Origin of the sequence: Streptomyces sp. NPDC093097 (assembly GCF_044754325.1) — a bacterium.
GTDB lineage: Bacteria > Actinomycetota > Actinomycetes > Streptomycetales > Streptomycetaceae > Streptomyces.
Genome location: NZ_JBIVOW010000013.1, coordinates 203,469 through 224,039, shown reverse-complemented (window position 1 = coordinate 224,039; position 20,571 = coordinate 203,469). Strand labels below are relative to the sequence as shown.

Sequence of the window (20,571 nt, the reverse complement as noted above, 5' to 3'; positions counted from 1 at the left end):
GGCGATATGAGGAAGCACCAACTTGGTTGGTTCGACACCCCGTTCAGGACCGGCACCGACCACCAGGCACCTACGGCCGGACGCCGGCCCATCCCGGTGACCGCACCGCCTCGCCCGGAAGACCGACGTTTGCGACACCACCTGGGGTGCGATATGGCGGAGACCAGCTACGGCAAGGACGTGCGCCAGAAGCTGATCTCTACCTGGCCGCCCGGATCGTTTGACGTCCCTTCGGCAGACATTTGGTGTGACCGATGGCGCAAGCCGGTGCGCCTCCTTGCCGGTCGCGTATTCGTCCGTACCTTTCGCCTCGGGTATGACGTAACGTACGCGAAGGAGTCCGGACCGTGACGACGGTGCAGCAGACAGAGGTGGAAGCGCCCGCTCGTCGGCGCAATCCCGGAGGCGTGGTGGTCCAATGGCTGACCACCACGGACCACAAGACGATCGGCACGCTCTACCTGGCGACCTCCTTCGCGTCCTTCCTGCTCGGCGGGGTCATGGCGCTGTTGCTCCGGGCGGAACTGGCGCGACCGGGACTGCAGATCCTCTCCAAGGAGCAGTTCAACCAGGCGTTCACCCTGCACGGCACGGTCATGCTGCTGATCTTCGCGACACCGTTGTTCGCCGGCTTCGCGAACTGGATCATGCCGCTGCAGATCGGCGCCCCGGACGTGGCCTTCCCGCGGCTGAACATGTTCGCCTACTGGCTCTACCTCTTCGGCTCCCTCATTGTGCTGAGCTCCCTGCTGACCCCCAACGGGGGTGCCGACTTCGGATGGACCGCCTACGCACCGCTGTCCGACCACTTCCACACCCCAGGCGTCGGAGGCGACCTGTGGGTGATGGGCCTGGCGTTCTCCGGCTTCGGAACGATCCTCGGATCGGTCAACTTCATCACGACCATCGTCTGCATGCGGGCCCCAGGCATGACGATGTTCCGGATGCCGATCTTCACCTGGAACGTGCTGCTGACCGGCATCCTGGTCCTGCTGGCCTTCCCTGTCCTGGCAGCGGCGCTCCTCGCGCTGGAGGCGGACCGAAAATTCGGTGCGCACATCTTCGACTCGGCCAACGGCGGCGCGGTGCTGTGGCAGCACCTGTTCTGGTTCTTCGGCCATCCCGAGGTCTACATCATCGCCTTGCCGTTCTTCGGCATCGTCACCGAAGTCCTCCCCGTCTTCAGCCGCAAGCCGGTCTTCGGCTACGTCGGGCTGATCGCCGCCACCATCTCCATCGCCGGCCTGTCGGTGACGGTCTGGGCGCACCACATGTTCGTCACCGGCGCGGTGCTGCTGCCGTTCTTCTCCTTCATGTCGTTCCTGATCGCGGTGCCGACGGGGGTGAAGTTCTTCAACTGGATCGGCACGATGTGGCGCGGCTCGCTCTCCTTCGAGACGCCCATGCTGTGGGCCGTCGGCTTCGTGGTCACCTTCCTGTTCGGAGGGCTCACCGGAGTCCTGCTGGCCTCCCCGCCGATGGACTTCCACGTCTCGGACTCGTACTTCGTCGTCGCCCACTTCCACTACACCGTCTTCGGCACCGTCGTCTTCGCGATGTTCGCCGGCTTCTACTTCTGGTGGCCCAAGTTCACCGGCAGGATGCTGGACGAACGCCTCGGAAAGATCCATTTCTGGACCCTGTTCCTCGGCTTCCACGGCACCTTCCTCGTCCAGCACTGGCTCGGCGTCGAAGGCATGCCGCGCCGCTACGCGGACTACCTCGCCGCCGACGGCTTCACCGCACTCAACACCGTCTCCACCATCGCGTCGTTCCTGCTGGGCCTGTCGATGCTGCCGTTCCTCTACAACGTCTGGCGCACCTCGAAGTACGCCCCGCCCGTCCTCGAAGACGACCCGTGGGGCTTCGGCCGCTCCCTGGAGTGGGCCACCTCCTGCCCGCCCCCGCGCCACAACTTCGTAGCGCTCCCGCGCATCCGCTCCGAATCACCGGCCTTCGACCTCCACCACCCCGACGTCTCCGTTCTGGAGGCGCCGAACAGACATGGCCGGGCGGAAGACGCCGCCGGCCCCGGCGAATCGCGGCCGGGACACCAGTGAGAGCGGACTGGCCGGAAGGGCGCTATGACTGACAGCCAGGTACCGGACGCCCGTGCCATCCGTGCAGGCATCGCGACGATGGAGGGCTACCTGCTGTGGCAGGCCGAGATCGACCGCGCACGCAGCGATTCGGAGGCGCTTCTCGAACCGGTGGACTGGCTCACCACCGCACAACGGGAAGAACTGACCGATCTCCTCACCCGGCAGCAACTCGACCATGCCCGCTCGACCGTCACCCGCCTGGCCACCCGTTCCCTCCAGATGCGCCGCGACTACGAGGACCGCTACCACCACCTCAAACGCCGCGTCCTCGGCAGCGCGCTGGCGCTGTCAACCGCCGTGGTGTCGGCCGTGGTTCTGGCCGACCGCCTGCTCATTCCCGCTTGATCCCGACCGCGGGGTGGCAGGCGGTCGCGCAGTGCAGCGCCGAGTGCCGTGTACCTGCGGGGCTGTTGCGGCCGTGACGGCCTACTCGTGGTTCTCGCCGCGGGCACGGCGCCAGGCGGTTTCTGCCAGGAGGCGCAGGCCGTTGAGGCCGACGATGACGGTGGAGCCTTCGTGGCCGGCGACGCCGAGCGGGAGCGGGAGGGTGCCGACCAGGTCCCAGACGACCAGGCCGGTGATGAAGGTCGCGGCGATGACCAGGTTCTGCACGACCAGTCGGCGGGCTCGGCGGGAGAGTTGGACGACGGTGGGGATGGTGGCGAGTTCGTCGCGGACCACGACGGCGTCGGCGGTCTCCAGGGCGAGGTCGGAGCCGGCGCGGCCCATGGCGATGCCGGTGTGGGCGGCGGCCAGGGCGGGGGCGTCGTTGACGCCGTCGCCGACCACCAGCACCTTGCGGCCGGCCTGCTCCAACTCCCTTACCGCCGCGACCTTGTCCTGCGGCAGCAGCCCCGCGCGGACATCGGTGATGCCGACCTCGTGTGCCAGGCGGGCGGCCGCGCGCGGGTTGTCGCCGGTGACCAGCACCGGCGCGCGACCGGTGAGGGCGGTCAGCGCGGTGACGGTGGACGCGGCCTCCTCACGCAGCCGGTCGGCGATGCCGAGCACCCCGACCGGTGCGTCCTCGACCTCGACGAGGACGGCGGTACGGCCTTCGTCCTCCAGTTGGGAAGCCGCCGCGGCGGCCGGGTGGTCGGCACGGCCGTTCAGCAGGCGGGCGGGGCTGCCGACCGCGATCTTCCTGCCCTCGACGGTGGCGGTCACGCCGGCGCCGGGCGCCGAGCTGAAGCCGTCCGCCGACGGGATGGCGAGGGTGCGGGTGCGCGCGGCGTCCACCACGGCGCGGGCCAGCGGGTGTTCGCTGGGATGCTCGGCCGCCGCCGCAAGCCGCAGCAACTCCTCCTCGGACAGGCCGGAGCCGGCCAGCGGGCGGACGTCGGTGACACGCGGGGTGCCCTCGGTGAGGGTGCCGGTCTTGTCCAGCGCGACGGCGTCGATCTGGCCCAGCTGTTCCATCACGACGGCGGACTTGACCAGGACGCCGTGGCGTCCGGCGTTGGCGATGGCCGACAGCAGCGGCGGCATGGTGGCCAGCACCACCGCACACGGTGACGCGACGATCATGAAGGTCATCGCCCGCAGCAACGTGGGCTGCAGCGCGGCACCGAAGAGAAGGGGCAGGGTGAACAGTGCGATCGTGGCGATGACCATGCCGACGCTGTAGCGCTGCTCGACCTTCTCGATGAACAACTGCGTCGGCGCCTTGGTCTCGGAGGCCTCCTCGACCATCGCCACGATCCGGGCGATCACCGAGTCCGACGGATCACGCTCGACCCGCACCCGCAGCGCACCGGTGCCGTTCAGCGTGCCGGCGAACACCTCGTCCCCGGCCTCCTTCGCCACCGGGAGCGGCTCACCGGTGATGGTGGCCTGGTCCACCTCGCTCGCCCCGTCCAGCACCCGTCCGTCGGCGCCGACCCGCTCACCGGGCCGTACCAAGAGGGTGTCGCCCACGCGCAGTTGCCCGGTGGGGACCGTCTCCTCGGCCCCGTCCTCGCCCAGGCGGGTCGCGGTCGCGGGGGCCAGATCGAGCAGGCCGCGGACCGAGTCCGCGGTCCGCGCGGTGGCGATCGCCTCCAGGGCGCCGGAGGTGGCGAAGATGACGATGAGCAGCGCACCGTCCAGTACCTGCCCGATCGCCGCCGCGCCCAGCGCCGCGACGACCATGAGCAGGTCCACGTCCAAGGTCTTGTCCTTGAGTGCCTGGAGGCCCGCCCAGCCGGGCTCCCAGCCGCCGGCCGCGTAGGTCAGGGCGAACAGCGGCCCCCAGGACCACGCCGGTGCCCCCAGCAGATACAGCGGCAGGCCGACCAGGAAGAGCACCAGCGAGGCCGCTGCCCAGCGGGCCTCGGGCAGCGCGAAGATCCGGGTGCGGCGTTTGGGCGGTGCCGAGCCGTGCGTGGTCGCGTCGCCGGTGGGGGCCGAGCGCGTGAGGGTGGAAGTCATCGGGGCGAGGTCCTTACGCAGACGGGGGCGGGCGGTGTCGGACCCTGACACCGTACAGGAATATATGAACATGGTTTCATGCATTCATGCGGCGCGTACGATGACTGCATGGGTCATGGAGCCGCATCCCCCGCCAACCACGTACCCCGCGCTCGCCTGACCGCGGACAACGCTGCGAAGGTCGCCGCCACACTCCAGGCGCTGGCCACCCCCTCGCGACTCCTGATCCTCGCCCGCCTGCGAGAAGGACCGCTGCCCGCGACCGAACTGGCCGCCGAGGTCGGCATGGAGCAGTCCGCCTGCTCCCACCAACTCCGCCTGCTGCGCAACCTCGACCTCGTCGTCGGCACCCGCAAGGGCCGCTCGGTGGTCTACTCCCTCTACGACAACCACGTCTGCGAGCTGCTGGACCAGGCCCTCTACCACGTCGAGCACCTGCGCCTCGGCCTGAGCGACGCCGACACCGCCGCCGGTGAACCGGAGCCCGAAGCGGCGACCGCACCGAGCACCTGACAACTCCTCAGAGCCGACCCTCTTCAAGCCCGATATTCGTTGGTGCGGCGGGCCCGCGGTTGCCAGGCTGAGGGCATGGACTCCCCACCCCATGAGGACCCCGACCAGTCCTGGCTCGGCAGACCGATCGACGTCCGCCCGCTCTTCGCCTCGGAACATACGGCGCTGATGGCCACGTTGCGGGGACTTGCGCCTGCCGACTGGCGCAAGGAAGCCGTGCCCGGCTGGGACGTGCGCGATCTGGCCGCGCACCTACTCGGTGACTGCCACGGGCGCCTCGGCCGCGATCGCGACGGTCACCGGGCCGGGCCCGCCTTCGCCCCCGGCGAGACGCTGGAGGCGTTCATCCACCGCATCAACCAGGAGTGGGTCGAAGCCCACCGCCGAGTCAGCCCTGCCGCACTCACCGACACCCTGGACCTGATCGGCGCCCACGTCGCCCGCTTCTTCGAGACCGCAGACCTCAACGGGCCGTCGCTGGGGGTGTCCTGGGCCGGCGCCGACCCCGCTCCGATGTGGCTCGACAGCGCCCGGGAACTCACGGAGTTCTGGACGCACCGCCAACAGATCCGCCATGCCATCGGCCAGGCAACCGATCCCGATCCACGCGTTCTGTCCGTAGTACTGGACACCTTCATGCGGGCCCTGCCTCACACCCTGCGCGATACCCGTGCCCCCGTCGGGACGCAGGTCCAGGTACGTATCACGGGGCCGGCCGGCGGTGCCTGGACCGTGACCGCCACCGAGGGCCGCTGGTCCCTGGCCGAGCCCGATGCCGGGTCGCCCGCCGCCCACGTCTGCCTGGACTCGGAGACCGCATGGCGACTGTGCACCCGAGGGATCGAGCCCGCCACCGCGCTGGCCCGCGCCCGCATCGAAGGCGACCGTCAACTCGCCGAAGCGGTCTGCCAGATCGTGTCCATCGTCTACTGAGGGCGCTGAGGGAAAGCGCCTACGGAAAGCGCAACGCAACGCACGGCGACCCCGGCGCAGGGCCGGTCCAGCGGATCGGTGCGGGCAGCCCGCGGCAAGGGATGCCTGGGCGGTTGGTGCCGGTTCGGTGCCGGAGTGGGCCGGACGGCCCTGTGGGACCGACCAGCCGCGTCGCAGGCTGGGAGTGATGCCGGAGGCGCGCCGCTCGGCCGTGCGACGACCGTCCGGCGCGCAGCCGTTTTCCGAGGAGGCGCCACCATGCCGAACACCCCGCACCGCGTCCGTGACGTCATGACCCAGCCCGTGGCGGCCGTCGACCGGGCGGCCGGCTTCAAGAAGATCGTCGAAACGCTGCGGCAATGGCACGTGACCGCCCTGCCGGTGGTCTCGGCCGAGCGGCGGGTGATCGGCGTGGTCTCCGAGGCCGACCTGCTGCCCAAGGAAGGATTCCGGGAGGCGGACCCGGAGCGGCTTGAGCGACTGCGCCGGGTCGACGACGTACGGCGGGCGGAGGCGGTGACGGCGGGGGAGTTGATGACCAGCCCCGCCGTGACGGTGCGCAGCGACGTCACCCTGGCCCAGGCCGCCCGGGCGATGGCCCGGGCATCGGTCAAACGGTTGCCGGTCGTGGACGAGGACGGACTGCTGGTGGGGATCGTCAGCCGGGCCGACCTGCTGAAGGTGTTCCTGCGGCCCGACAACGACCTCGCACAGGAGGCACGGGGAGTACTGGCGACGTACTTCGCGGCCCCGACCAAGGAGTTGCACGTCGCGGTCACCGACGGGGTGGTGACGCTGAGCGGGCACCTGCGCGACCGGTCGTTGGTGCCCGTGGTGGCGCGGTTGGTACGCGGCATCGAGGGCGTGGTGGATGTGGAGTACGACGTGACGGGCGTGGCGCCGGTTCGCGTCGGTCCGTCGGCGGAGAGTTCGCCCCTGTGAGCGGCTTCGTGGCGCTGGGCTCCGGGGCGCCTGTTCCCGTGCGTCCGGACGAGAGTGCCAAGGCCGTGCCGTCCGCGGGCGCGGCCGGCCCGCGCACCGCGCTCAGCCGTGCGGAACGACGGCGACGGGGGACGGGCAGTGGTGGAGGACGGCGTGGGCGATGTGCCCGAGGTGCGGCAGCGCGGCACGTGCCGGGCGGCGGTGCCGGCCGATGACGACGAGAGCGGCATCGGCCGCGGCGTCGAGCAGATGGTGCACGGGCTCGCCGATGACGGCCTGCACCGACACCTCCACGCTCGGGAACCGCTCCTGCCACGGTTGCAGCACCCGGTACACCGACTTCCGTTCCTTGGCGGACAGGTCCGTGCCGAACGTCAGGGCCGCACCGAGTCCGTAGACGTAGTACGGCGGTGGGTTCCAGCCGTGCACGACCGTCAGGGGCGCGGTGCGGATCGCCGCGGACTCGAAGGCGAAGCGGATCACCTCTTCGCAGGGGCGGCCGAGGTCCAGTCCGAGGACCACCGGTGCGGTGGCGTGGACGGTCGGGACGGGAAGGGCGGGATCTGATTCCGAGGCGGGAGCCGGCGGCCCGGCCGAGGCGGGGCCCCGAACGACGACGACGGGGGCTTCGGCGTGGGCGACGACGGACATCGCCACCGAGCCGAGCAGGAACCCGGCGATCCGGCCCGCCGCGACCGTGCCGAGAACCAGTACCTCGGCGTCCTCGGCCGCCTGGCACAGCACGTCCCGCGGCAGGCCGACCACATGGTCCGCGGAGATGTCGAGGTCCGGGTAGCGGCGCCGCAGCCGGTCGGTCACCTCCAGAGGCACCCCCTCCGACCAACGGCGGGCGGCGTCCGCCTCGACGGGCCCGGCGGGGGAGGAGGGCTGCCACTCCCAGGCGTGGACCAGCCACAGGGGAAGCCCCCGGAGCAGGGCCTCGCGGGCGCCCCAGTCCGCGGCGGCCAGAGCTGCGGGCGAGCCGTCCACACCGACGGCCACGGGGCGTGTCATCGCTGCCTCCCAGGGACGGGTTCCTGTCTCCCACACTGCGCGGTACGCGCGGGGTGGGAAAGGGCCCCTGGTCCCGTGAGCAGTCCGGTCGGCCCACCAGGTGGCGCCGCGCGGGGACCCCGGTCGGCCGGACGTAGGGCCGGTCGGCCCCTGCCCGGGGCCGGGCGGGCGCCCGCACGCTGAAGGTGTCGCAGCCCTGGGGCGACGGCGGTCGTAGGGAGGAGACGGCGTCATGACGCACAGCCCGCACACGGTCAGCGACGTGATGACCCAGACGGTGGTCGCCGTCGGTCAGGGGGCTCGTTTCAAGGAGATCGTCGAAACCATGCAGCAGTGGAAGGTCAGTGCCCTTCCGGTGCTCGCGGGGGAGGGGCGGGTGGTCGGCGTGGTCTCCGAGGCCGATCTGCTGCCCAAGGAGGAGTTCCGGAACGCCGCCCCGGACCGGCTGGAGCAGCGGCAGCGGCTGGGCGACCTGGGCAAGGCCGGCGGCCTGACGGCCGGGGAGCTGATGAGCGCCCCGGCGCTGACGGTGCACGCCGACGCCCCCCTCGCCCAGGCAGCGCGGACGATGGCGCACAGGTCGGTCAAGCGGCTGCCCGTGGTCGACGGGCGCGGCATGTTGCAGGGCATCGTCAGCCGCGCCGACCTGCTGAAGGTCTTCCTGCGCTCCGACGAGGACTTGGCGGAGGAGGTGCGGACGGAGATCGTCGGCCAGCTCTTCACGGGCACCGCGCGGCAGATCGAAGTGAGCGCCGAGGAGGGCGTGGTGACCCTGCGCGGCCCCGTCCGCGGCCGCGCGCTGCTGCCCGTCGTGGCCCGTCTGGTGCGGGCGGTGGAGGGCGTGGTGGACGTGACGTTCGACGTCCACCCCGCGCCGGCGACGGAGGTGCACACGGTGCCTGGATGAACCGCACGGCGGCCGGGTGAGGGGAGACCCGGGCGCGGAACGCGTACGGCTGGACCCGCGGGACCGGCCCGCGGCCGACGTCCGGCGATGTCTGGGGAAGGACGAGGCGTGAAGACGGAAACGGCGTCCGCGGTCCGCACGGTGTGTGCGCTGCTCGCCGACGGAAGTACGGTCCAGCTGCGTCCGGCGGACCCGGCGGACCACGACCAAGTACGGCGGCTCTACGGCGAGATGTCCGCCGACAGCCTGCGCAACCGGTTCTTCGTGGTGAGCCGGCGCTCCGGCGAACGGGCCGCCGAACGGCTCTGCACACCGGGCGGCCCCGGACACCGCACCCTGGTCGCCCTGCACGGCGACCGGCTGATCGGCGTCGCCGAGTACGAGACCGACGGCCCGGCCAGCGCGGAGATCTCCCTGGCCGTGGCCGACGACTTCCATCACCGCGGTGTCGGCACCCTGCTGCTGGAACACCTCGTACACACCGCCCGCGAGAACGGCGTCACCGCCTTCACCGCCGACGTGCTCGCCGACAATCACCCCATCCACCGCGTCCTGGCCCACCTCGGCCTGCACGTCACCCGCCGCTACGACGGCTCCACGGTGCACGGCGTCATCCGCCTCGAACCGGACGAGACCTACCGCTGTGCCGTGGACCTCAGGAGCCGCACCGCCGGCACCGCGAGCCTGCGGCCGCTGCTGCGCCCCCGCTCGGTCGCCGTCATCGGAGCCGGAACCAGGCCCGGGTCCGTGGGACGGGCCATCCTGCACAACCTGCGTGAGGGCCACTTTCGTGGACTCCTCCACGCGGTCAACCCGCACGCCCACGCCGTCCTGCACATCCCGGCCTTCCCGTCCGTCGGCGATCTGCCGCACCCGCCGGACCTCGCCGTCCTGGCGGTGCCCGCCGAGGCCGTCCCCCGGGTCGCCGAGCAGTGCGGCCGGGCCGGGGTGAGGGCGCTGGTGGTGGTGACCGCGGGCCTCGACGCCGATCGCACCGCGGAGTTGACGGCGGCCTGCCGCCGGTGGGGCATGCGGATGGTCGGGCCGAACTGCTTGGGCATCGTCAACACCGCACCGGACGTCAACCTCGACGCGACCTTCGCCGTGGGCCGGCCACTGCCCGGCACCGCCGGCGTCGCCGTCCAGTCCGGCGGCGTCGGCATCGCGCTCCTGGACGGGCTCTCCCGCCTGGGCATCGGCGTCTCCAGCTTCGCCTCGCTCGGCGAGAAACGGGACGTGAGCGGCAACGACCTCCTCCAGTGGTGGGAGTGCGACGACCGGACCGAACTGGCCCTGATGCACCTGGAGTCGTTCGGCAACCCCCGCGCCTTCTCCCGCACGGCGCGGCGCGTGGCCCGGCGGATGCCGGTGCTCACCGTCGACGCGGGGCGGTCGACGGCCGGGCGCCGGGCCGCCGCCGCACACACCGCGGCCGCGGCCCCACCGACCATGACCCGGCGGGCCCTGTTCCGACAGGCCGGCATCACCGCCACCGACACCCTCGGCGAACTCCTCGACACCGCGGCGCTGTTGCACGCCCAGCCGCTGCCGGGCGGCGCTCGGGTCGCCGTGCTCTCCAACGCCGGCGGGGTCGGCGTACTGGCCGCCGACGCCTGCGCGGACGCGGAGTTGACCGTCCCGGAACTTCCCCCGGCACTCACGAAAGAACTGCTCGCCATGCTCCCGGTGGGCGCCGGAGCCGAGAACCCGATCGACACCACACCGGCGGTGGACGCGCTCACCCTGGCCGCCTGCGTGGACCGGCTCGCGGAGTCCGGAGCGGTGGACGCCATCCTGGTCGCCCTCGTACCGACCGCCCTGACCACCGCGGTGGGCACCGACCTGGTCACCGCGCTCACCCCCTCGACGCACCCCGCCCGCGCCCACTGCCCCGTCCTCGCGATCCTGCCCGACCAGCCAGAACGCATCCGCCTGCTGCACACGAACGACGGCCGGACCGTCCCCGCGTACGGCGAGGCACAGTCGGCCGCCCGCGCCCTGCGCCACGCCGTGGAGCGCGCCCGGTGGCTGGCCCGACCACCCGGGCAACCCGTGGTGCCGGTCGGCGCCGACTCCGTCCAAGCCCGCGCACTGGTCGCCGAGTTCCTCACCGGGCAACCGGCCGGCGGCTGGCTGGACGCCCGGCAGACCGCCCGGCTCCTGGGCTGCTACGGCATCCCCCAGCTGCCGCAGGCCCACGTCACCACCGAACAGGAGGCCGTCGAGGCCGCCGCACGCCTGGCGAACCGTTCCGGGGCGGTCGCCCTCAAGGCACAAGGACCCGACCTGGTCCACAAGACCGAACGCGGCGGTGTCCTCCTCGACCTCCGCGGCGAGCACGCCGTCCGGGCCGCCTACCGCGACCTGGCCACCCGCCTCGGTCCGGCGATGACCGGCGCGCTGGTCCAGCCGATGGCGCGGCGCGGCACGGAACTGCTCGCCGGCGTGGTGCAGGACGAGGTCTTCGGCGCCCTGGTCGTCTTCGGAGCCGGCGGCACCACCAGCGAACTGCTGGCCGACCACGCGGCCCGCCTCGCCCCGCTGACCGGCACCGACATCCACGAACTGCTCACCACGCCCCGCTGCGCACCGCTGCTCTTCGGCTACCGGGGCGCCGCGCCGGCCGACCGCGCCTCCCTGGAGGAGCTGTTGGCCCGCCTGTCCCGGATGGCCGACGAGCTCCCGGAGCTCGTCGAGGCGGAGTGCAACCCGGTCATCGCCCGCCCGGACGGCAGCACCGTCGTCGACGCCCGGATCCGGTTGCTGCCACGGCGGGTGACCGACCCCTATCTGCGCCGGCTGCCCTGAGACAGGCGCGGCCCGGTGGCAGGAGCGGCGACGAGCGGCGAAAGGTCCCGAGGTGAAGCAGCGACGAGTCGGGGGCGTCATGACCGGCGACGTGGTCAGTGCTCACAGTGACACGCCGACCGGTGAACTGGCACGCTGGATGCGGGAGTTCGACATCAACGGCGTGCCGGTGGTCGACGCCGACGACCGGGTGCTCGGAGTGGTCTCGGCCTCGGACCTGGCACGTGCGCGCCGCACGGACGACGGCTACCAGGACCGCCCCGCGCAGACCCTGATGTCCGCCCCCGCCCATACCGTCCGCGCCGACGACTCGGTCGTCCGAGCGGCCCGGATCATGTCCGCCCACGGCGTCGAACGGCTCCCCGTCGTGGACGAGGAGGCCCGCCTCGTCGGCATGCTCACCCGGCGCGACGTGCTCAAGCTCTTCGCCCGCTCCGACGAGGAGATCCGGAACGAGGTGATCGACGAGATCGTGCTCCGGACCCTGTGGCTCAATCCGCAGCGCGTCGACGTCTCCGTCCGCGACGGCGTGGTCACCGTCGAAGGCCTCCTGGAGAGCAGCGGCCAGGCAGCCGCGCTGGTACGCATGGCACGGAGGATCGACGGCGTCACCGCGGTGGTCGACCGACTCTCCCACCGGCGCGTGGGGCCCTGGTAGGAGCCCGGCGGCCAGGGGGGCACGGGAGAGCGGGCCGCCTCACCTCACCTCAGGGAATGTCGGCCAGCGGCGCGGTACCCCGCCCACGCAGCCGTGCCTGGAGCATCCGCCCGGTCACCAGATCGGGGGCGATCCGGATGAACGCCTCCTCCGGCACCTCCTTCCACGAGCGGAGGCCGACCGCCTGCAGTTGCTCCCGGTCCCTGGGATCGGCGACCAGCGCGGCCCGGCCGGTCACGGTCACGCTCCACCCCGACTGCGCGGCCTCGTCGAAACAGTCCGCCTCGAAGGCCACGACCGCCCCGTCTACGGCGAGCGCCAGCCGGGAAGTGGCCGCGGTACGCAGCACCACGGCATGATCCGCGTCCAGCGAGAAGTTCACCGGCAGAACGGCCGGCAGCGCCTCGTGCGTATACACGATGCGCCCAATGGGCACCAGGGCCAGGAGACGCAGGCACTCCTGCCGGTCGAGCTGCCGGAAGCGGTCTTGGGACACCATGCCCCCATCCTGAGCGCAGCGGACCGGCTGTTCGTAGGGCCGGTCGCCCTGGTGCGCATGGGCGGTTCGGGCACGTTCGGCGGCCTTTCGGCGGGCCACGTGCCGACCGTGCCCGGCAGCAACCGGTGCACCTCCCCGTCACTGCGGGTCATCGGCCCCGGAACGCGGGCGGGCGCGCCTGCGGACGGCCCGGCCAGGACCGATAGGCCCTGGCGTAACCGCCACAGGCGGCGCCACGATGGAGCGGGGGTCCGGTTTCACGGACGGAGGGCCTCATGACCGAGGCGGGCGCGTTCTCCCCGCGGCGGCCGATCCGGGTGTTCCTCGTCGACGACCACGAGGTCGTCCGGCGCGGCGTGCAGGACCTGCTCGACGCCGAGCCCGACATCGAGGTGGTGGGCGATGCCGGGACGGCCGACCACGCGCTGGCCCGGGGGCCGGCCCTGCGGCCCGACGTGGCGGTCCTCGACGTCCGCCTCCCGGACGGCGACGGCGTCTCGGTCTGCCGTGAGCTGCGCTCGCGGATGCCGGGGGTGGCCTGCCTGATCCTCACCTCGTTCGACGACGATGACGCCCTGCTCGACGCGATCATGTCCGGCGCCTCCGGATACGTCCTCAAGGAGATCAAGGGCGCGGACCTGGTCGCCGCGGTACGCACCGTCGCGACGGGCCGCTCGATGCTCGACCCGGCGACCACGGCCCGGCTGATGCGCCGCCTACGGGGCGAGGAGGAGAACGCCCGGCCCGAGGAGGACGCCCTGTCCGCGCTGTCGGCACGGGAGCGGGAGGTGCTCGACCTGGTCGGCGAAGGATTGACGAACCGTCAGATCGGTGCCCGGCTCTACCTGTCCGAGAAGACCGTCAAGAACCACATCTCCCGCCTGCTGGCCAAACTCGGCGTCGAACGCCGCATCCAGGCAGCGGTGCTCGCCACCCAACACGGCCCGGCGACCGGCCCCAGATACGGCGACCCGGAACGACATTGACGCGTCCCACGAAGCAGCCTCCGGAAGCCCGCGCATCCATCGCCCCTCACGCCGGCATCGGCACGCCCCGCACGCCGCGGCCGCCCATGCCTGCCTCAGGCCGTCGGGTCCCAGAGCCCGCCGGCCTCGCCGCGGGCGAGGTGTTCGGCGTAGACGCCGACCTTCCAGGCGATGACCGAACGGCACTCCTCCAGCGCCTGGATCTGCGCGTCGACGCGCAGCCGATGGGCATCGAGCAGACCCAGGCGTTCCGCCTCGTTGCCGGGCCCCTGCCGCACCAGTTCGGCGAACCGCTTGAGATCGGCCAACGGCATACCGGATTCCCGGAGCTTGACGCAGATCAGCAGCCAGTCCACGTCGAAGGAGGAGTACCGCCGCCGGCCACCCGACGTGCGGTGGACCGGCCCGACCAGCAGCCCCTCCCGCTCGTAGAAGCGCAGGGCGTGCACGCTCAGCCCCGTCCGCTCGGCCACCTGACCGATGCTCAGCGGCTCCACAGGCGTCTCACTGGTCGTCATGCCGCTCAGCCTAGAACTTGATCTAGACCTCGCTCTAGATCGTAGCGTCAGCGGCATGACCACCACTGATCAGCAGCCGCTCGGCTCGCCCTTCTCCGCATCCACCACCGTCGAGGACGTCATGGCCGGACTGGACCTCTCCGGCACGACCGCCGTGGTGACCGGGGGCTACTCCGGGCTCGGCCTGGAGACCACCCGCGGCCTGACCGCCGCCGGGGCCCACGTCATCGTTCCGGCCCGCCGACCCGACACCGCCCGCGCCGCCCTCCAGAACGTGGCGGGCTGCGAGGTCCTCGCCATGGACCTGGCCGACCTCGACAGCGTGCGCACCGCCGCCGCGCAGATCGGCGACCGGATCGACCGCCTCGACCTCCTGATGGCCGTCGCGGGCGTCATGGCCACCCCCGAGCGGCGCGTCGGGCCCGGCTGGGAAGGCCAGCTCGCCGCCAACCACTTCGGGCACTTCGCACTCGCCTGCGAGCTCTACCCGCTCCTGGCCGCCGCGGACGGCGCGCGCGTCGTCGTCAACAGCTCCGCCGGACACGCCCTGACCGACATCCGCTGGCACGACCCGCATTTCCGCACCGGCTACGACAAGTGGCTGGCCTACGGCCAGGCCAAGACCGCCAACACCCTGTTCGTCGTGCACCTCGACACCCTCGGACGCGACGACGGCGTCCGGGCGTTCGCCCTCCACCCCGGCAAGATCATCACCGGTCTCCAACGGGAGATGAGCCTCCAGGAGCAGATCGACCGCGGATGGGTGGACGAGCACGGCAACGTGATCGGCGCCTACTTCAAGACCCCCTCCCAGGGCGCCGCCACCGGCCTGTGGGCAGCCACCTCGCCCCTCCTCGACGGCCGCGGCGGGCTCTACCTGGAGGACTGCGACGTCGCACGCGTCTCCGCCCCCGGGCAGTCCATGGACGACGGCGGCGTCCGCGCGTACGCCATCGCCCCCGACGCCGCCGCACGGCTCTGGGACCTGTCCCTCGCGGCGACCGGCGCCACCCCGATCCCCCGATGAACCCTCGCTCCGCGCCGTGTGCCGCGCCGTGCGCCGCCGCGGCACATGGCGCGACCGGCGCCCAGCCGACGGCTGGCGTCGATGGGGGAGTGGGGGTGGTCGCCGTAGACCCCCTGCCTCTCGGCCGCCCAAGTCGACTACGCAGCAGAGCCGTTGACGGTCGGGCGGCAGCCTAGCCCTTGGAGTCCGGCTTCCACTCCTGGACCAGGAGCCCGAGCAGCACCTGGTCCAGGAACTCGCCCAGCACCCAGGCAGAGGAGCGCAGCACGCCCTCGCGGACAAAGCCGTTACGCTCGGCGGAGCGCAGCATCGCGGCGTTGTCCGACAGCGTCTCTATCTGCAGCCGCTGCAGGCCGCGTACGACGAAACCGTAGTGGCACAGCACCGCGACCACGTCGGTGCTGTAGCCCTTGCCGCGGGCGGACGGCCGCAGCCCCACCCCGATGTGCGCGGACCGGTGGTGGTTGTCGATGCCCCACAGCGCCGCGGTGCCGATCAGCGTGCCGCCCTCCAACTCCACCACGGAGAACGGGGCGAACGCCTGCTCCTTGTTGTCCACCGCGAACCGCGGATCCTTCGGGCCGGGCATGATCGGCCGCCACGGCCCGCCTTCGGCCCGCGAGGCGTTGACCACGTCGTCGTAGAGCTCGGCCCGCAGGACCGGGATGTCGTCCTCGTGCCGGGCCCTCAGCCCGACCTTGCTGCCTCTAAGCATGCGAGCTTCCTAGCCGACCGGACTGTCCGGCAGCAAGCCATATGCGATCGCCGCGTGCGGCCTGGGGCTGGATTCCCGGTCAGGGGCACGGCGTTCGGTCCCTTGTTGAACGGGAGTTGGAGGTCGGGCGGCCCGAACTTCTCTACCCATCAGGTGACTTCAGGTTCGCCTTCCGCACGGCGGGAGCCGTGTGATCGTTCTGGCGGCCCGGCGCCATCGGCAGACCAACAACACGGCGAACATTGGGGGTTCGCCCCGGAACGCACCAGGCGTCGATCCGGTGAGCATACGGAGGCTCGCGAGGGGAAGGACTCACGGAGCCCATCGCGCGGCCCCGGCAGCCCTCGCATCGAGGCGACGCCGAAGTGCGGGACAGGCACGCAGACGTGGAGCACGGGTGGAGCCGCGTAGGGCAGCGGCGCACCCGACATGGTCTTCGGGAAACGGAGGTGCCGCTCGTGGACGACGAGGGCGGGGAATACGGGTGCCGCAGGATCGAACGGGAGACGGCAGCGACGGGCTGCCCCGTGTCACGCACGGACGACGGCGACTGGCAGGTGCGCGGGTACGACGAGGCCCGCACCGTGCTGCGCAGCACCGCCACCGTGCAGGCCGGCCTCGGCATCGAATCCGTCGAGAAGCTCCCCGCACGCGTCCGGCGACCGGTGATCTACCGAGACGGACCGGAACACCGTGAACACCGTCGGCAGACCGCCCGCTTCTTCACGCCGCGCCGCGTCGACCAGCACTACCGCGACGTCATGGACCGCGTCACCCGGGCCCAACTGGACCACCTCAAGTCCGCGGGCCGAGCCCCGCTGTCCGACCTGACCTTCAACCTGGCGATCGAAGTGGCCTGCGCGGTCATCGGCCTGACCGAGAGCCGGCCCGGCATCAAGCAGCGACTGGAACGCTTCTTCCCCGAGAAGTTCGGTACGCCCGGACTCACCAGCCTGCACGGCATCTACTGGATGATGCGCCAGAACACCAACTGGCTGCGTGTCTACCTGGGCGATGTACGGCCCGCCGTACGAGCCCGCCGCCGCGGCCGCCGCGACGACCTCATCTCCCATCTGCTCGACGAGGGCTGCTCGTCCGTCGAGATCCTCGGCGAATGCCTCACCTTCGCCGCGGCGGGCATGGTCACCACCCGCGAGTTCGTCACCGCGGCCGCCTGGCACCTGTTCTCCGATGCCACGCTGTTGGCGCACTATCAGGCGGCGGACGAGGCCGGCAGGCTCGCGGTCCTCAACGAGATCCTTCGCCTCGAACCCGTCATCGGCCGCCTTCGCCGCCGCACCACCGAGCCCCTCGACCTGCCCGGCAACGGCGAGAAGACCCTGACGATCCCGGCCGGAGCACACATCGACGTTCTCCTCGACCACACCAACCTCGACGAGCGCGCCGTGGGTCCGCAGCCGCAACGCCTCCGTCCCGGGCGCGCCACGAGCGAGGGCGCCGCATCCCCCGGTCTGTCCTTCGGCGACGGCCCGCACAAGTGCCCCGGGATGCACATCGCGCTCCTGGAGACGGACGTCTTCCTCAGCGGACTGTTCGCCCTCCCGGGACTGCGCATGGCGACCCCACCCACGATCGGATTCGTCGACGGCATCGCAAGCTACGAACTGCGCCACTGCATCGTGGAGGTCGGCACCGCCCCGTGACCCGTCCGACGAGGACCGGCGAGGGGAACACGAACCGCGTGCCGGAGAACCGGGTCCGTCGTCGGAGCCCGGGATGCTCTCCGCGTGCGGATGGCGGGCGTTCGTCGGGAGACGTCCGCAGCTATGCGGGAAGCGGGACGGTCCAGATCAGCCGGGTGCCGCCGTGTGCCGGAGCGCAGAGGGTCATCCCGCCGCCGGCGCCCTCGGCCCGTCTGGCCAGGTTGAGCAGACCACTGCGCCGGCTGCCCTCGGCAATCCCCACCCCGTTGTCCTCGACGGCCAGGGTGAGCCGACGGGCGCGGGCTACCAGGGAGACGTCCGCCGCGCTCGCGTGGGCGTGCCGGGCGACATTGCAGAGAGCCTCGCCGAGGGCCGCCGTGACGTGCTCGGCGAGCTCCTCAGGCACGTCCGTGTCCAACAGCCCCTCCATGTGCAGGGACGGCATGAACCCCAGCGCCCGGGACGCCACTTCCAACGTGGCGACCGTCCGGGCCCGCAGACCCTGTCTGCCGGTGCGCACGCCGCGGTTGCGCAGCCCGAAGATGGTGGAACGGATGATCTTGATGGTCTCGTCCAGGTCGTCCACCGCGCGCAGCAGCCGCTCGTACGCCTCGGGGTGATCCACGAAGCGCACCGCGCTCTGCAACGTCATACCGACCGCGAAGAGCCGCTGAATGGCCAGATCGTGCAGGTCGCGGGCGATCCGGTCGCGGTCCTTGAGCAGCGCCATCTGCTCGGCCGCGGCGCGCTGCTCGGACAGCTCCATGGCGAGCGCTGCCTGGCCCGCGAACGTCAACAACGGCGCGGTCTCCGGCTCGGTGAACGGACTGCGCCCACGCAGCCGCGCCAGGAGCAGCACCCCGCGGACCTTCCCGCCGGTGGTCATCGGCACCGCGACCGCCGGCCCCATCTGGCACCAGCGGGGCGGACCGGTGGCGATCCTCGGGTCGTGCTCGATGTCCTCGCTGATCAGCGGGCGGTTGGCGGCCAGCGCGGCGCCCGCGAACGAGCCGTGGCGGGGGACGACCAGACCGCGGTGCGCCTCGGCGTCGATGCCGGACGCCAGCTCCACCCGCAGCCGGTCGCCGGCGACCGGCAGGGCCAGCACCCCGACGTCGGCGGAGAGAATACGGGCCGCACGGTCGACGATCATCGCGAGCACATCGGACTCCGCCGCACCCGGCAACAACCCGGCCACGATCTCGCCGTTGGCCTCCAGCCACTCCTGCCGGTTGCGGGCCTCCTCGTAGAGCCGGGCGTGGTCGATGGCCACCCCCGCCGCCACCGCCAGCGTGACCAGCAGGGTCTCGTCCTCGTCGCTGAACGGCTCGTCACCGCGCTTCTCGGCCAGGTACAGATTGCCGAAGACCTCGCTCCGAATCCGGATGGGCACCCCCAGGAACGAATGCATCACCGGATGGTTCGGCGGAAAACCATGGGACGCGGGGTGCGCGCCCAGCTCGCTCAGCCGCAACGGAGCGGGGTGCCGAATCAGCTCACCCAGGATGCCGTGGCCCGCCGGCAGCCGGCCGATCGCCGCGAACTGGTCCTCGGTGAGCCCGACCGACAGGAACTGGCCGAGCCGCCCCTTTGCCCCGACCACACCGAGCGCGCCGTACCGCGCATCGGTCAGCACGACGGCGGCCTCGACGATATGGCGCAGGACCTCTTGCAGGTCCAGCCCGCCGCTCACGGACAGCACGGCCTGGAGCAGGAGGTGCGGCGAGCGCCCCACGGGCGTCTCGACCGCACGCAGCCGCTCCAGGAGCTCGGTCGGCAGCGCGTGCAGGAGCGGACGCGCACCGTCCGACAGGCCGTACTCCTCGCCCACGGCGATCCTCCGCTGCGGCCGGTATCCGTGCCCCGGCCACACCACCCACGGTAGTGCGAGGCGCAGACAGGCACCCGACGGGCAGCGATCGGTACGGTCCCGAGCCGGGACAGACGCAGGCGTCCCGCACGTATTGCGCCTGCGGCGCCACGCCTCAAGCCCAGGGAACGACCGCGACCGGACACCGCGAGTGGTGCAGCACGGCCAGCACCGCCGGCCCCAGAGGCATCGGCGTGCGATCCGGTTGGCGCCCGATGACCAGCAGCCCCGCCTGCGAGGAGGCCTCCAGCAGCACCGGTACCGGCCGGCCGCCGGCCACCTGCTCGATCACGGGGACGTCGGGGAACTTCTTGCGCCACGGGGCCAGAGCCGCGGAGAGCAGTTGCCGTTCGTCCGCCGCGCGGTCCGAGTCGTCCGGTTCGTGGTCGGCGAGTGGCCAGGCATGCACAGCGTGCAGGCCCGCACCGTGGACCATGGCCGTCGCGAAGGCGTAGTCCAGTACGGCATCGCGCACGGCCCCCATCTCCCGCACCCCGACGACGACTTCGGGCCCCGGACCGACGGACGTCTCGTCCTCGCGGACGGTGACCACCGGGCACGCGGCGCGCCCCAGGACCCGCAGACTCACCGAACCCAACAGGAAACCCGCGACCCGGTCGTGGCCGCGCAATCCGAGCACCATCAGCGCGGCCGCCCGGCTGCGCTCCACCAGGGCGTCCGAGGCCTGCTCGGCGACCTGCTCCGCGGTCACCGGTACCTCCGGGTGCAGCGCCACGACCGCGGCCTCGGCCCGGTCCAGCAGCGCGGTACCGAAGACGCGCCGATCGGCCTCCTGCCACGCCAAGGCGGCCGCCCAGGGCTGGGAGACCCACGAGTGCAGCAGGTGCAGGGGCAGCTGCCGGACCGCGGCCTCCTCGGCGCCCCAACGCACCGCAGGCACACTGTTCCCGGTACCGTCCAGCCCCACGAGAACCGTGCCGTCCATGTCATGCCTCCGCCCGCTTGGGAGTGCCCGATCGGAGAGCTTCCGAAGGGCAGTTGAGGC

18 protein-coding genes are annotated in these 20,571 nt (G+C 71.9%); 11 read left to right on the top strand and 7 right to left on the bottom strand.

Translation table 11 applies throughout. From position 1 onward, the window contains the following. Nucleotides 1–347: 347 nt before the first annotated feature. Nucleotides 348–2,060, top strand: a complete 1,713-nt coding sequence (gene ctaD, locus ACIQE0_RS23155; RefSeq protein WP_366329362.1) for a cytochrome c oxidase subunit I — start codon at nt 348–350, stop codon at nt 2,058–2,060. Between the two features lie 24 nt (nt 2,061–2,084). After that, nucleotides 2,085–2,447 carry a cytochrome C oxidase subunit I gene (locus ACIQE0_RS23150; protein WP_402335264.1) on the top strand — a complete coding sequence of 121 codons (363 nt, stop codon included), beginning with the start codon at nt 2,085–2,087 and terminating at the stop codon, nt 2,445–2,447. A gap of 81 nt (nt 2,448–2,528) precedes the next feature. Here ACIQE0_RS23150 and ACIQE0_RS23145 read toward each other — a convergent pair whose 3' ends face one another. Next, nucleotides 2,529–4,511, bottom strand: coding sequence for a heavy metal translocating P-type ATPase (locus ACIQE0_RS23145; RefSeq protein ID WP_402335261.1), 1,983 nt, complete (start codon nt 4,509–4,511; stop codon nt 2,529–2,531). 108 nt (nt 4,512–4,619) lie between these two features. Here ACIQE0_RS23145 and ACIQE0_RS23140 point away from each other — a divergent pair, with 108 nt between their 5' ends. The 3 genes from ACIQE0_RS23140 (at nt 4,620) to ACIQE0_RS23130 (ending at nt 6,899) form a co-directional block, all read left to right on the top strand. Continuing rightward, complete coding sequence (locus ACIQE0_RS23140) at nt 4,620–5,024, top strand: ArsR/SmtB family transcription factor (RefSeq protein ID WP_402335258.1); 405 nt, start codon at nt 4,620–4,622, stop codon at nt 5,022–5,024. 75 nt (nt 5,025–5,099) lie between these two features. Further along, a complete protein-coding gene (locus tag ACIQE0_RS23135) occupies nt 5,100–5,957 on the top strand; it encodes a maleylpyruvate isomerase family mycothiol-dependent enzyme (RefSeq protein WP_402335256.1) in 858 nt (285 codons plus the stop codon). Between the two features lie 258 nt (nt 5,958–6,215). Then, nucleotides 6,216–6,899, top strand: a complete 684-nt coding sequence (locus ACIQE0_RS23130; RefSeq protein ID WP_402335253.1) for a CBS domain-containing protein — start codon at nt 6,216–6,218, stop codon at nt 6,897–6,899. A gap of 102 nt (nt 6,900–7,001) precedes the next feature. Here ACIQE0_RS23130 and ACIQE0_RS23125 read toward each other — a convergent pair whose 3' ends face one another. Beyond that, entirely contained in the window at nt 7,002–7,913 is a 912-nt protein-coding gene (locus ACIQE0_RS23125; protein WP_402335250.1) for a universal stress protein, read from the bottom strand. Nucleotides 7,914–8,145: 232 nt separating this feature from the next. On the opposite strand from ACIQE0_RS23125, the gene ACIQE0_RS23120 reads away from it, so the two are divergent. From ACIQE0_RS23120 to ACIQE0_RS23110, 3 genes are all read left to right on the top strand, one after another. Further along, nucleotides 8,146–8,820, top strand: a complete 675-nt coding sequence (locus ACIQE0_RS23120; RefSeq protein ID WP_402335247.1) for a CBS domain-containing protein — start codon at nt 8,146–8,148, stop codon at nt 8,818–8,820. A 108-nt stretch (nt 8,821–8,928) separates the two neighbouring features. After that, complete coding sequence (locus tag ACIQE0_RS23115; protein WP_402335244.1) at nt 8,929–11,628, top strand: GNAT family N-acetyltransferase; 2,700 nt, start codon at nt 8,929–8,931, stop codon at nt 11,626–11,628. Nucleotides 11,629–11,680: 52 nt separating this feature from the next. After that, nucleotides 11,681–12,286 carry a CBS domain-containing protein gene (locus ACIQE0_RS23110; RefSeq protein WP_402335241.1) on the top strand — a complete coding sequence of 202 codons (606 nt, stop codon included), beginning with the start codon at nt 11,681–11,683 and terminating at the stop codon, nt 12,284–12,286. Between the two features lie 49 nt (nt 12,287–12,335). Here the strand turns inward: ACIQE0_RS23110 and ACIQE0_RS23105 are convergent, their stop codons facing one another. After that, on the bottom strand, nt 12,336–12,785 hold the full coding sequence (locus ACIQE0_RS23105; RefSeq protein ID WP_366329383.1) for a pyridoxamine 5'-phosphate oxidase family protein: 450 nt from the start codon (nt 12,783–12,785) through the stop codon (nt 12,336–12,338). A 275-nt stretch (nt 12,786–13,060) separates the two neighbouring features. On the opposite strand from ACIQE0_RS23105, the gene ACIQE0_RS23100 reads away from it, so the two are divergent. Continuing rightward, on the top strand, nt 13,061–13,771 hold the full coding sequence (locus ACIQE0_RS23100) for a response regulator (protein ID WP_402335237.1): 711 nt from the start codon (nt 13,061–13,063) through the stop codon (nt 13,769–13,771). 95 nt (nt 13,772–13,866) lie between these two features. Here ACIQE0_RS23100 and ACIQE0_RS23095 read toward each other — a convergent pair whose 3' ends face one another. Next, on the bottom strand, nt 13,867–14,289 hold the full coding sequence (locus tag ACIQE0_RS23095; protein ID WP_402335234.1) for a MerR family transcriptional regulator: 423 nt from the start codon (nt 14,287–14,289) through the stop codon (nt 13,867–13,869). Between the two features lie 55 nt (nt 14,290–14,344). Between ACIQE0_RS23095 and ACIQE0_RS23090 the strand changes: the two genes are divergently transcribed. After that, on the top strand, nt 14,345–15,316 hold the full coding sequence (locus ACIQE0_RS23090) for an SDR family NAD(P)-dependent oxidoreductase (RefSeq protein WP_402335231.1): 972 nt from the start codon (nt 14,345–14,347) through the stop codon (nt 15,314–15,316). 172 nt (nt 15,317–15,488) lie between these two features. Here ACIQE0_RS23090 and ACIQE0_RS23085 read toward each other — a convergent pair whose 3' ends face one another. After that, nucleotides 15,489–16,031 (bottom strand): GNAT family N-acetyltransferase, encoded by a 543-nt coding sequence (locus tag ACIQE0_RS23085; RefSeq protein ID WP_402335228.1) that lies wholly within the window; start codon nt 16,029–16,031, stop codon nt 15,489–15,491. Nucleotides 16,032–16,558: 527 nt separating this feature from the next. Between ACIQE0_RS23085 and ACIQE0_RS23080 the strand changes: the two genes are divergently transcribed. After that, on the top strand, nt 16,559–17,695 hold the full coding sequence (locus ACIQE0_RS23080) for a cytochrome P450 (RefSeq protein ID WP_402335225.1): 1,137 nt from the start codon (nt 16,559–16,561) through the stop codon (nt 17,693–17,695). 121 nt (nt 17,696–17,816) lie between these two features. On the opposite strand, the gene ACIQE0_RS23075 is transcribed toward ACIQE0_RS23080, so the two are convergent. Together ACIQE0_RS23075 and ACIQE0_RS23070 are read right to left on the bottom strand one after the other, a co-directional pair. Continuing rightward, nucleotides 17,817–19,526 (bottom strand): GAF domain-containing protein, encoded by a 1,710-nt coding sequence (locus ACIQE0_RS23075; protein ID WP_402335223.1) that lies wholly within the window; start codon nt 19,524–19,526, stop codon nt 17,817–17,819. 154 nt (nt 19,527–19,680) lie between these two features. Continuing rightward, nucleotides 19,681–20,511: a universal stress protein gene (locus ACIQE0_RS23070; RefSeq protein ID WP_366329397.1), complete on the bottom strand. Its 831-nt coding sequence runs from the start codon at nt 20,509–20,511 to the stop codon at nt 19,681–19,683. Between the last annotated feature and the right edge of the window lie 60 nt (nt 20,512–20,571).

Coding starts and splice junctions, on each gene's coding strand:
- ACIQE0_RS23150 (WP_402335264.1), top strand. CDS start 2,085: ATGACTGACAGCCAGGTACCGGACGCCCGTGCCATCCGTGCAGGCATC.
- ACIQE0_RS23145 (WP_402335261.1), bottom strand. CDS start 4,511: ATGACTTCCACCCTCACGCGCTCGGCCCCCACCGGCGACGCGACCACG.
- ACIQE0_RS23140 (WP_402335258.1), top strand. CDS start 4,620: ATGGGTCATGGAGCCGCATCCCCCGCCAACCACGTACCCCGCGCTCGC.
- ACIQE0_RS23135 (WP_402335256.1), top strand. CDS start 5,100: ATGGACTCCCCACCCCATGAGGACCCCGACCAGTCCTGGCTCGGCAGA.
- ACIQE0_RS23130 (WP_402335253.1), top strand. CDS start 6,216: ATGCCGAACACCCCGCACCGCGTCCGTGACGTCATGACCCAGCCCGTG.
- ACIQE0_RS23125 (WP_402335250.1), bottom strand. CDS start 7,913: ATGACACGCCCCGTGGCCGTCGGTGTGGACGGCTCGCCCGCAGCTCTG.
- ACIQE0_RS23120 (WP_402335247.1), top strand. CDS start 8,146: ATGACGCACAGCCCGCACACGGTCAGCGACGTGATGACCCAGACGGTG.
- ACIQE0_RS23105 (WP_366329383.1), bottom strand. CDS start 12,785: ATGGTGTCCCAAGACCGCTTCCGGCAGCTCGACCGGCAGGAGTGCCTG.
- ACIQE0_RS23100 (WP_402335237.1), top strand. CDS start 13,061: ATGACCGAGGCGGGCGCGTTCTCCCCGCGGCGGCCGATCCGGGTGTTC.
- ACIQE0_RS23095 (WP_402335234.1), bottom strand. CDS start 14,289: ATGACGACCAGTGAGACGCCTGTGGAGCCGCTGAGCATCGGTCAGGTG.
- ACIQE0_RS23090 (WP_402335231.1), top strand. CDS start 14,345: ATGACCACCACTGATCAGCAGCCGCTCGGCTCGCCCTTCTCCGCATCC.
- ACIQE0_RS23085 (WP_402335228.1), bottom strand. CDS start 16,031: ATGCTTAGAGGCAGCAAGGTCGGGCTGAGGGCCCGGCACGAGGACGAC.
- ACIQE0_RS23070 (WP_366329397.1), bottom strand. CDS start 20,511: ATGGACGGCACGGTTCTCGTGGGGCTGGACGGTACCGGGAACAGTGTG.